Source organism: Rhodococcus sp. BS-15 (assembly GCF_000813105.1).
GTDB lineage: Bacteria > Actinomycetota > Actinomycetes > Mycobacteriales > Mycobacteriaceae > Rhodococcoides.
In genome coordinates, this window is the sequence record NZ_BAOX01000174.1 from 1 (window position 1) to 10,386 (window position 10,386).

Sequence of the window (10,386 nt, forward strand, 5' to 3'; positions counted from 1 at the left end):
TGTGTGCGGTCCCGGCAGCCACCGGCAGGGTGGCCGCGGCTGCCCACGAGACGGCCTCCGGCTTGTGGGCCGTGCTCGACGCGTTGAGCACGGTGTACTGCGCATAGCCCCCATGTCCCGAGGCGGTGGCTCCGAACACGTGGTCGCCCACCGAGAAGTCGGCCACACCGGCACCGGTCGACACGACCGTGCCCGATACTTCCCGACCCAGAACCGCGGGCAAGGTGATCTGCACGGTGTCCTTGCGGTTGCCCGCCCGCACCTTCCAGTCGGCAGGATTGACCCCGGCGGCGTGGACCGCCACGAGAATCTGTCCCGGTCCCGGCTCCGCGACGGGTAGATCCAGAAGGTATTCGGTGTCGGGTCCGCCGTATTCACTGAAGCCGTACGCGATCATGTACCTACTGTGCCTCACCCAGCGACTCGCTCGGGAGCGCCTCACCTCGAGTGTGTCGGTGCTTGCTGGTTGGATGGACCGATGCTGCACGGTCTCTGGTCTCCCGGTGCCGGGCTGATGCTGTGGGACGACGAGACCACCACCGGCGAAGAACCGCATCTGCCGCCGACCCACGCGCACGTTCTCACCCGGACGTTTCGGCACCGTGCCGATGTGTCGTTTCCGGCGTCCGGACGCAGTGCCACCGCGCAGGCCCCGGTGCAGGTTCCGGCCATCGCGCTCGCCCCGCACGATGCAGCCGATCTCTTGCTGCGGACGCCGTCCGAGCACGCGTCGATCTCCGGTGATCTGCGCTACCTGGCACACGTCGCCCGCGGAATCGAACGGTGGGTCCGCGGCGGTCGCGTCGTTCCGGCCCTGAAGTTGATGGACGGGCAGTGGTGGCCACGATGGCGTCTGGTCGGGGGGGAACGTCAACGGGCCTGGCTGAGCGAACTCGCCGTCGCCATGCCGTCGGTGCAACGTGCGGGCGAGCGGCCCAAGAAGATCCTCGACGACATGGTGGAGGAGCTCACCGATCCGATCGTCAGATCGGTTCTGGGCAGACCGGACTCGGAGCATCCGCTGTTGTCTGCTCTGATTCGCGACGACCCGTATGCAGATGGCACGCAACAGATCTCGACGTTGCTCGAGAATTGGCGCGGAAGCCTCACCGTCGACGAGCCGTCCCTGGTGCTACGCCTGCTCGAACCCGATGACGACGATGACGCCGTCGACGGTTCCTCCGAGGAAGCAGCGGAGTCGTACTGGACGCTGCAGGTGTGTCTGCGAGCCGATGGCGAAGCGCCGCGGCCGGTTCCGATGAGCCGCAAGGTCGATGCCACGCTGCTCTCCATCGCCGTGCGCAAGCTCGGTGAGGCCGTGGCGGCGTACCCGAGACTGCGTGATCTGCCGTCTCAGGAAGGCACCCTCGATCTGTTGCTTCCGACGTCGGTGGTCATCGACCTCGTCGAACACGGTGCGACGGCACTGCAGGCCACCGGAACGACGGTTCTGCTACCTCGGGCCTGGACGAGGCTGGATCCGTCGATGAGGCTGCGCGTCGATTCGCCCGCGGTGACGAAAGCGGCCGCTGATCGGGCGGTCGGCATGGACGAACTGGTGTCCTACGACTGGCAGCTCCAACTCGGCGACATGGTGCTGACCGAGGCGGAGATGAACAGACTCGCCGTCTCGAAGGGCGATCTCGTGCGGCTGCGCGGTCAGTGGGTGTTGGCCGACGGCGGTCAGCTCGCGCGAGCCGCCAAGTACGTCGCCGAGCATCACGGCGACGGGACGGCGCTGCGCACGCTGATGCGTGAGATGACGCTGGCCGATCCACCGCCGGCTCCGGTCCAGGACATTCGAGCCTCGGGATGGGCGGCCACGTTGCTCGAGCCCGGTGCGGTGCCAGAGGCGATCCCTGTACCAGCCGGTGTGAACGCGACTCTGCGGCCGTATCAGCAGCGTGGGCTCGATTGGCTCGCGTTCATGAGTCGGCTCGGTCTCGGGGCGGTGCTCGCCGACGACATGGGGCTCGGCAAGACTCTGCAGGTACTGACACTGCTCGCGCACGAGAAGAGTTCGACGCCGACGCTGCTGGTGGCACCGATGTCGGTGGTCGGCAACTGGCAGCGTGAGGCGGCGAAGTTCACCCCGGCTCTGCGAGTGCTGGTGCATCACGGGCCGGCGCGGTCGAAGGGCGAGGAGCTCGATCGGGCAATTGCCGAACACGATCTGATCGTCACCACGTACGCGCTGATGGCCAAGGATCGTGCGCAGTTGGCGGTGCAGACGTGGCGTCGTTTGGTCCTCGACGAGGCGCAACACATCAAGAACTCGGGCACCGTGCAGGCCAAGGCGGCGCTCGCGATTCCCGCGGATCACAAGTTGGCGCTCACCGGAACACCGGTCGAGAATCGCCTGGACGAGCTGCGGTCCATTCTCGACTTCGCCAACCCGGGCATGCTCGGTAGGCCGTCGGACTTTCGGAAGCGATTCTCGGTTCCGATCGAGCGCGAGAACGACGAGAACGCAGTCTCGCGTCTGCGCGCCATCACCTCGCCGTTCATTCTGCGGCGCGTCAAGACCGATCCGACGGTCATCTCGGATCTGCCCGAGAAGAACGAGATGACCGTGCGCGCCAACCTCACGGCCGAGCAGGCTGCGCTGTACAAGGCGGTCGTCGACGAGATGATGGCGCAGATCGCGGACGCGAAGGGCATGAAGCGCAAGGGCGCGGTGTTGTCCGCACTCACTCGTCTCAAGCAGGTGTGCAATCACCCCGCCCATTTCCTGTCCGACGGCTCTCCGGTGCTCAAGAGGGGGCAGCATCGCTCGGGCAAGATCGGTTTGGTGGAGGACATGCTCGATTCGATTCTGGGCGACAACGAGAAAGCGTTGCTGTTCACGCAGTTCCGGGAGTTCGGTGAGCTCGTGGCACCGTACTTCGCCGAGCGATTCGGGACCGAGGTGCCGTTCCTGCACGGCGGCGTGAGCAAGGCCAAGCGCGACGAGATGGTGGAGAAGTTCCAGAGCGACGACGGTCCGCCGATCATGATGCTCTCGCTCAAGGCCGGCGGCACCGGGCTGAATCTCACGGCCGCCAATCATGTCGTTCATCTCGATCGTTGGTGGAATCCGGCGGTGGAGAATCAGGCGACGGACCGGGCCTTTCGCATCGGACAGCGCAAGAACGTCGAGGTGCGCAAACTGCTGTGCGTGGGCACCGTGGAGGAACGGATCGACTCGATGCTCGTCTCCAAGCAGGATCTGGCGAATCTGGCGGTGGGCACCGGCGAGAACTGGGTGACCGAGATGGACACCGCGGAGCTGCAGGAACTGTTCCGCCTCAGCGAGGATGCGGTGGGGGAGTGATGGTCGACTTCTCGCAGTACGGAAAGCGTCGAAAAGTCAAGGGCGGCATCGAGTCCAGGAACAAGCGCGGGGCGTTCGGGCAGACGTGGTGGGGCAGGCATTTCGTGGCGGCCATGGAGGACCTCGCGGATCCGGGTCGGATTGCTCGAGGCAGAACGTATGCGCGCCAAGGGCAGGTGCTCACTCTCGGGGTGGAGCGCGGGCAGATTTACGGCGAGGTGCAGGGCAGTCAGCTCGAGCCGTTCTCGGCCTCGGTCACCGTCGACCCGCTCACGCAGGGTGAGGTTGCCGCGCTGGTCGGCAGGGTGCGATCGAACCCCGGCATGCTGGCCGAGCTGGCCTCCAATGCCATTCCGCAGGCTCTGGCATCGGTGTTGCTGCCGCACGACAAGGGGCAGCTCGATTTCGACTGCACATGCCCCGACGACGGGTGGCCCTGCAAGCACGCGGCGGCTCTGATGTACATCGCCGCCGAGCACATCGACGCGTCCGCCGCCACCATCCTGACGCTGCGTGGAGTCGATCTCGATCAACTGATCGAGGCGTCGGTGATGCGGACGACGAGTTCGACCCCGATGACTGGTTCGCCGATCGCGCGTCGTTCCCCGAACTTCCCCAGGTGTCGTTCGCTCCCGCGGTGGACGATCTCGATCCGTTGATCCTGCGCGGCATCTTCCGCGCCGACGGCTCCACCGAGGCCGAGGTCAGTCGCGCCGGTGCCGATCTGAGGCAGTTCTACGACCGGATGTGACGACTCCTGGACTTGCATGGACATCCGACTATAGGATGGGCGTACTTCACTTCCACGCTCGAGGACGGACAAACTCCATGGCTCGCGAACTCACGCACTTCATCGGCGGCAAGCATGTCGCAGGCACCTCCGGAAACTTCGGGGACGTGTTCGACCCCAACACCGGCGAGATTCAGGCCCGGGTTCCCCTGGCCGACGTATCGGAGGTCGAGGCCGTCATCGCCGATGCCGAACAGGCCCAACGTGAATGGGCCAAGTGGAACCCGCAGCGTCGTGCGCGGGTGCTCATGAAGTTCCTCGCCTTGGTCACTCGCGATATGGAAGAGCTCGCCCGTCTGCTGTCGTCCGAGCACGGCAAGACGATCGCCGACGCAAGGGTGACATCCAGCGTGGCGTCGAGGTCGTTGAGTTCGCTGTCGGCGTCCCGCATCTGCTCAAGGGCGAGTACACCGAAGGTGCAGGCGGCGGAATCGACGTCTACTCGATGCGTCAGCCGCTCGGCGTCGTAGCCGGAATCACCCCGTTCAACTTCCCCGCGATGATTCCCCTGTGGAAGGCCGGCCCGGCCATCGCCTGCGGAAACGCGTTCATCCTGAAGCCCTCCGAGCGCGACCCGTCCGTCCCACTCAAGCTTGCCGAGCTCTTCCTCGAAGCAGGACTGCCGCCGGGTGTGTTCAACGTCGTCAACGGCGGCAAGGATGCCGTCGACGTGCTGCTCACCGACGACCGCGTCAAGGCCATCGGCTTCGTCGGCTCGACGCCCATCGCGCAGTACATCTACGAGACGGCAGCCCAGCATGGCAAGCGAGCACAGTGCTTCGGTGGAGCCAAGAACCACGCCCTCGTGATGCCCGACGCCGACCTCGACGAGGTCGCCGACGCTCTGCTCGGTGCCGCCTACGGCTCGGCAGGCGAGCGCTGCATGGCCATCTCCGTCGCGGTTCCGGTCGGGGAGGAGACCGCCGACGCATTGGTCGCCAAACTGACCGAGCGGGTGGCGAAGCTGAAGATCGGCCGCAGCGACGACGAGGACGCAGACTTCGGCCCGCTCGTGGGCAGCGATGCGCTCAAGCGCGTCAACGATTACACCCAGATCGGTGTGGACGAGGGAGCCGAGCTGGTCGTCGACGGGCGCGGCTTCGTGCTGGAAGGCCACGAGAACGGATTCTTCGCGGGCGCAACGCTGTTCGACAAGGTGACGACCGACATGCGGATCTACAAGGAAGAGATCTTCGGACCCGTCCTGATCGTCGTTCGCGCGAAGGACTACGAGGACGCGCTGCGCCTGCCCACCGAGCACGAATACGGCAACGGCGTCTCCATCTTCACCCGTGACGGCGACACTGCGCGAGACTTCTGCTCCCGCGTCCAGGTGGGCATGGTCGGAGTCAACGTACCGATTCCGGTACCGATCGCGTACCACACGTTCGGTGGTTGGAAGCGTTCGGGATTCGGCGATCTGAACCAGCACGGACCCGATTCCATCCGCTTCTACACCAAGACCAAGACGGTCACCCAGCGCTGGCCGTCGGGCACCAAAGAGGCTGCAGCGCAGAATCACTTCGTCATTCCGAACATGGACTGATCCGGCGATGTTCACCTTGAACGAGGACGAGCGAGCGATCAACGACACCGCTCGCGAATTCGCCGACGAGTTCCTGGCACCGAATGCCATCGAATGGGATCAGCAGAAGCACTTTCCGGTCGACGTGCTGCGCAAGGCAGCGGGACTGGGAATGGGCGGCATCTACATTCGCGAGGATGTGGGTGGATCGGGTCTGACCAGAGTCGACTCGGTGCGGATCTTCGAGCAGCTCGCCACCGGTGACCCGTCCATCGCTGCATACATCTCCATTCACAACATGGTCGCCTGGATGATCGACACCTACGGCAACGACGAGCAACGGCAGCGTTGGCTCCCGGGACTGTGCGCGATGGACCAGCTGGGGAGCTACTGCCTCACCGAGCCGGGCGCGGGATCCGACGCCGCGATGCTCGGCACCAAGGCGGTGCGCGACGGCGACGAGTACGTGTTGGACGGCGTCAAGCAATTCATCTCCGGCGCAGGCACATCCGAGGTGTACGTCGTGATGGCGCGCACCGGTGCACCAGGGCCGCGGGGCATCTCGGCGTTCATCGTGCCGAAGGACTCCGCGGGACTCTCGTTCGGAGCCAACGAGAAGAAGATGGGGTGGAATGCTCAGCCCACCCGGCAGGTCGTTCTAGAAGGCGTCCGCATTCCGGCCGAGAACCTGCTCGGCAACGAGGGCGACGGGTTCCGTATCGCGATGAACGGACTCAACGGCGGACGCATCAACATCGCCGCGTGTTCGATCGGCGGAGCGCAGTCCGCTCTCGACAAGGCCGTTGCCTACCTCTCCGAGCGCAAGGCGTTCGGCGCGCGGTTGCTCGATGCGCAGGCGCTCCAATTCCGACTTGCCGATTTCAAGACCGAACTCGAGGCCGCCCGCACGCTGCTGTGGCGGGCCGCGGACGCGTTGCAGCACGACGCTCCGGACAAGGTCGAAATGTGCGCGATGGCAAAGCGTTTCGGAACCGATACCGGATTCGAGGTCGCCAACGGAGCGCTGCAACTGCTGGGCGGCTACGGCTACCTCAGCGAATACGGCGTCGAGAAGATAGTTCGTGACCTTCGGGTGCACCAGATTCTGGAAGGCACCAACGAGATCATGCGGGTGGTCGTCGCTCGATCGATCGTGGGTGCCGCATGAGCGACGTGATCCTCGAGGTCTCCGGCGGTATCGGTCGGATCACCCTGAACCGCCCCAAAGCCATCAACGCGCTCGATCATGCGATGGTGCGCGAGATCGCACCGGCATTGGCGCAGTGGGCAACCGACGACGCAGTCGACGCCGTCCTGCTGACCGGAGCAGGTGAGCGCGGACTGTGTGCCGGCGGCGATATCGTCTCCATCTACCACGACGCCAAGGACGGCGGCAGCGGTAGCAAGGACTTCTGGCGCGAGGAGTACATCCTCAACGCCGCGATCGCTCGGTTCCCCAAGCCGTTCGTTGCCATCATGGACGGCATCGTCATGGGCGGAGGCGTCGGGCTCTCGGCTCATGCCAACACTCGCATCGTCACCGAGCGATCGAAGATCGCGATGCCCGAGGTCGGAATCGGATTCGTTCCCGATGTGGGTGGCACATACCTACTCTCGCGTGCACCGGGCGAGATCGGCACCCACTTCGCGCTCACCACGCGCGGATGAATGCCGCCGACGCCATCGCGGTCGGGTTCGCCGATCACTACATCCCCTCCGACAAGCTGGAGGACTTCTACTCGGCACTCGAGACGGTCAGCGTCGGAGAGGCCGTCGCGACGTTCAGCGAGCCGGCACCGGAGTCCACAGTTGTCGGTCAGCAGGAATGGATCGACGAGTGCTACGCCGGTGACGACGTGCAGGGCATCGTGGACGCTCTGGCCGCCAGCCCAGTGCCGGAGGCGCAGAAGTCGGCGGAGGACATTGCGTCCAAATCGCCTGTGTCGTTGGCAGTGACACTGAGATCGCTGCGTCGGGCAGCGAGGCTGCCGACGCTGGAGGCAGTACTCGACGAGGAATACCGCGTGTCGGTGGCGTCGCTGTCCAGCCACGACCTCGTCGAGGGAATCCGAGCACAGGTGGTCGAGAAGGACCGCAACCCGCAATGGCAACCGCGTACGTTGGCAGACGTCACGCCCGAGGACGTCGACCGGTACTTCGCACCTCTCGGGGACGCGGAGCTGGGCCTGTCGAACGCACACACAGAAGGTGAGCAGTCATGAGCGAGAAGACGATCGGCTTCATCGGCCTCGGCCACATGGGTGGACCGATGGCCGCCAATCTGGCTGCCGCCGGCTACACGGTGCAGGGCTTCGATCTGGTACCCGCGGCGCTGGAGCAGGCTACGAAGGACGGTGTCACCGTCGTGGAATCGGCCGTGGCCGCCGTCGCCGATGCCGACATCGTCATCACGATGCTGCCCAACGGCAAACTGGTACTCGGGTTGTACGCGGACCTGCTGCCTGCTGCCGCTCCGGGCACGTTGTTCATCGATTCCTCGACCATCGACGTCGCCGACGCCCACGCCGCGCACACGCTTGTGCACGAGGCAGGCCACCGCAGTCTCGACGCGCCGGTTTCCGGTGGTGTCGGGGGGCGCGGCCGCGGGAACGTTGACCTTCATGGTCGGCGGATCCGAGGAGGATTTCGCCTCTGCTGCAGCGGTTCTCGATGTCATGGGTCGCAAGGTGGTGCACTGCGGTGCGGCGGGCAACGGCCAGGCCGCCAAGATCTGCAACAACATGATCCTCGGAGTGTCGATGATCGCCATCAGTGAGGCCTTCGTGCTGGGGGAGAAGCTGGGGCTGAGCAACCAGGCACTGTTCGATGTGGCGTCGACTGCGTCCGGTCAATGCTGGGCACTGACGACCAATTGCCCGGTGCCCGGACCGGTTCCGACGAGCCCCGCCAACAACGAGTACAAGCCCGGCTTCGCTGCGGCTCTCATGGACAAGGACTTGGGTCTGGCTGCCAATGCACTGCGCGACAACGGTGTCGAGGGCGTCCTCGGCCTTCGGGCAGCCGAGTTGTACGCTCGATTCAAGGAAACGTCCGGGGGCGGCACCGATGTCGACTTCTCCGGCATCATCAACGACATCCGCGAGCGCTCGAACGGAGCAGGCCTGTGAGTGACTACGAGACGATTCTGCTCGAGCGTCGAGGACGCGTCGGCATCGTCACGCTCAACCGTCCGAAGGCGTTGAACGCGCTCAACTCCGAGCTGATGCGTGAAGTCGTCTCGGTGGTCGAGGAACTCGACGCGGACTCCGACATCGGTGCAATCCTGATCACCGGCTCCGAGCGGGCCTTCGCGGCCGGGGCCGACATCAAGGAGATGCAGCCCAAGTCCTACATGGACGTGTACCTCGACGACTTCTTCGCCGCCTGGGATCGACTGGCATCGGCTCGTACACCTCTGATCGCGGCGGTTTCCGGCTACGCACTCGGCGGCGGGTGTGAACTCGCGATGCTGTGTGATGTCCTGATCGCCTCGGACACCGCGGTATTCGGACAACCCGAGATCAAGCTCGGTGTGATTCCGGGAATCGGCGGGTCGCAGCGCCTGACGCGAGCGGTGGGCAAGGCCAAGGCCATGGAGATGTGCTTGACCGGTCGCAACATGAAGGTCGAGGAAGCCGAGCGAGCAGGATTGGTCTCGCGCATCGTGCCGGTCGCCGATCTGCTCGACGACGCCATCGCGACCGCGACCACCATCGCCGAGATGTCGCTACCGGTCGCCATGATGGCGAAGGAAGCGGTGAACCGATCGTTCGAGTCGAGCCTGCGCGAGGGTGTTCTGTTCGAGCGCCGCGTGTTTCACTCGACCTTCGCCACCGAGGATCAGAAGGAAGGCATGTCGGCTTTCATCGAGAAGCGGACGCCGAACTTCCAGCACAAGTAGGGCCGTTCCGCCCTACCTGTCGGGGGACAGGAGGGCGGCCCCGCGGGCCGAGACCAGCTCCGGCATCGACGGCACCAGCGTCGTCAGGCCGGTCCGCAGCTCGAGAGACCGCGCTATCGAGGTGATGTTGGCGCCGCCGCCGACCACGACGATGGACTGCGGTCGGGCACCGGACAATTCGATGGTCTGCTCCACCAGCATGCCCGCGTACCGCACCGGTCCGGCGATCAGATCGTCGAAGTCGCGTCGGGTCAGCACATGCCGTGCAGCACCGGATTCATCGGTGGTGCTGACGACGGAGTCGACGCTCAGTTGCTCCTTGATGGATCGGCTTGCGTCGATTCCGACGCGAACGCCGTTGGACGAGAGCAGCCTACGAACCGAGTGATCGAGATCGTCGCCGCAGAACGTGGCAGTGCGCCGCGTCATGAGGGTGCGTGTGGACGCGAGATCGATGACGGTGACCGTGGTTCCGGTGCTTCCGATATCGCACAACACGGTGACGCCGTGATTGGGTACCAGCCCGATGAAACGTAGATAGCGCACTTGCGCAGCGGTTTCCGGAACGAGCGATGCCGTGCGGGCCGTGCCTCGGGTGGCGACCGAACCGGGATCGGTGGCAACCCGGTAGGCGATGGCCGAGAACTGCACCGGGAGCGACATCGTCGCGGCGATGGAGTGGATGGCGTCGACGCCGGTGGCGATCGTGGTGGACAGCGACTGACCGGGAGCGCGGCGCACCGTCCGCGACACGATGGGTGTGCGGTGGGGGCTGTCCAGATACGTCAGAATTGCGCGTGCACCGTGCGCACCCGCCCCGACCCCCAACACCAGCACCCCCGCCCCGCCCTTCAGCA

General features: G+C 65.2%; 5 protein-coding genes and 4 pseudogenes. 7 read left to right on the forward strand and 2 right to left on the reverse strand.

The window, feature by feature from the left end; translation table 11 throughout:
• A partial coding sequence (locus tag RHBS_RS17930) for an alcohol dehydrogenase catalytic domain-containing protein (RefSeq protein WP_148311811.1) occupies nt 1-397 on the reverse strand: 397 nt, incomplete at its 3' end.
• A gap of 81 nt (nt 398-478) precedes the next feature.
• Between RHBS_RS17930 and RHBS_RS17935 the strand changes: the two genes are divergently transcribed.
• From RHBS_RS17935 to RHBS_RS17965, 7 genes and pseudogenes are all read left to right on the forward strand, one after another.
• Nucleotides 479-3,313, forward strand: coding sequence for a DEAD/DEAH box helicase (locus RHBS_RS17935; RefSeq protein WP_128646157.1), 2,835 nt, complete (start codon nt 479-481; stop codon nt 3,311-3,313).
• A pseudogene (locus RHBS_RS17940) lies at nt 3,313-4,064 on the forward strand (SWIM zinc finger family protein). The gene RHBS_RS17935 and the pseudogene RHBS_RS17940 overlap by 1 nt, the downstream one beginning before the upstream one ends.
• A gap of 77 nt (nt 4,065-4,141) precedes the next feature.
• Nucleotides 4,142-5,649, forward strand: a pseudogene (locus RHBS_RS17945) (CoA-acylating methylmalonate-semialdehyde dehydrogenase).
• 7 nt (nt 5,650-5,656) lie between these two features.
• The gene (locus RHBS_RS17950) at nt 5,657-6,796 is read left to right on the forward strand and encodes an isobutyryl-CoA dehydrogenase (RefSeq protein ID WP_128646158.1); all 1,140 of its coding nucleotides are present in this window, start codon (nt 5,657-5,659) and stop codon (nt 6,794-6,796) included.
• Nucleotides 6,793-7,850 (forward strand): annotated as a pseudogene (locus RHBS_RS17955) (enoyl-CoA hydratase/isomerase family protein). The gene RHBS_RS17950 and the pseudogene RHBS_RS17955 overlap by 4 nt, the downstream one beginning before the upstream one ends.
• A pseudogene (gene mmsB, locus RHBS_RS17960) lies at nt 7,847-8,756 on the forward strand (3-hydroxyisobutyrate dehydrogenase). The pseudogenes RHBS_RS17955 and mmsB overlap by 4 nt, the downstream one beginning before the upstream one ends.
• Entirely contained in the window at nt 8,753-9,529 is a 777-nt protein-coding gene (locus RHBS_RS17965; protein ID WP_128646159.1) for an enoyl-CoA hydratase, read from the forward strand. Before mmsB ends, RHBS_RS17965 begins: the two are co-directional and overlap by 4 nt.
• Nucleotides 9,530-9,541: 12 nt before the next feature.
• Here RHBS_RS17965 and RHBS_RS17970 read toward each other — a convergent pair.
• The coding region (locus tag RHBS_RS17970) for a hypothetical protein (RefSeq protein ID WP_237669370.1) at nt 9,542-10,386 on the reverse strand (845 nt) is incomplete at its 5' end.

Coding starts and splice junctions, on each gene's coding strand:
- RHBS_RS17950 (WP_128646158.1), top strand. CDS start 5,657: ATGTTCACCTTGAACGAGGACGAGCGAGCGATCAACGACACCGCTCGC.
- RHBS_RS17935 (WP_128646157.1), top strand. CDS start 479: ATGCTGCACGGTCTCTGGTCTCCCGGTGCCGGGCTGATGCTGTGGGAC.